We start from the raw sequence: 744 nt of genomic DNA, 5'->3' as shown, positions 1-744 counted from the left end.
CTCACCTACCGGGAATGGCGGCAGCCTTCACCAGTTTGCCTGTACTTGGCGTTCCGGTTCAATCTCGCGCTCTAAAAGGCATGGACTCTTTGCTATCTATTGTACAAATGCCAAAAGGCATTGCAGTCGGCACGTTAGCGATTGGCGAAGCGGGCGCTGCAAACGCGGGCATCTTAGCGGCACAAATCCTAGGCACTCATGACGAAAGCATCATGGCGAAGGTAGAAGCGTTCCGCAATGAACAGACGGAAACCGTACTGGCTAACCCAAATCCAGCTGAGGATTAATCAGATGCATGTACTGGTTCTCGGATCAGGTCAGTTGGCTCGTATGATGTCTCTGGCTGGTGCACCACTGAACATCCAAATCTCGGCTTACGATGTCGGTAGCGGTAACGTTGTCCATCCTCTTACCCAACAGGTGCTTGGTCATGGTTTGGAAAATGCCATTGAACAAGTGGATGCGATCACCGCAGAATTCGAACATATTCCTCACGATGTACTCGACATCTGTGAATCAAGTGGCAAGTTCCTCCCTAGTACCGCAGCCATCAAAGCAGGCGGTGACCGCCGTGTTGAAAAAGCGCTACTCGATAATGCTGGCGTGCGTAATGCAAAGTACTACGTGATTGAGACACGTGAAGATTTTGAACGCGCAATTGAACATGTTGGCATGCCTATGGTGCTGAAAAGTGCATTGGGTGGCTACGATGGTAAAGGCCAATGGCGCTTGAAAGAAGCGGCT

Annotated in this window: 2 protein-coding genes; both read left to right on the top strand. The window is 50.7% G+C overall.

Translation table 11 applies throughout. The features are described 5' to 3' along the window. Nucleotides 1–287: AIR carboxylase family protein (locus R7040_RS26210; RefSeq protein ID WP_318097543.1), on the top strand; the 287-nt coding region annotated here is incomplete at its 5' end. A gap of 4 nt (nucleotides 288–291) precedes the next feature. Then, a partial coding sequence (locus tag R7040_RS26205) for an ATP-grasp domain-containing protein (protein ID WP_318097542.1) occupies nucleotides 292–744 on the top strand: 453 nt, incomplete at its 3' end.

This window comes from Vibrio sp. 1069 (assembly GCF_033340555.1).
The sequence above is the reverse complement of the archived record's forward strand: the minus strand, read 5'-3'. Positions and strand labels throughout refer to the sequence as shown.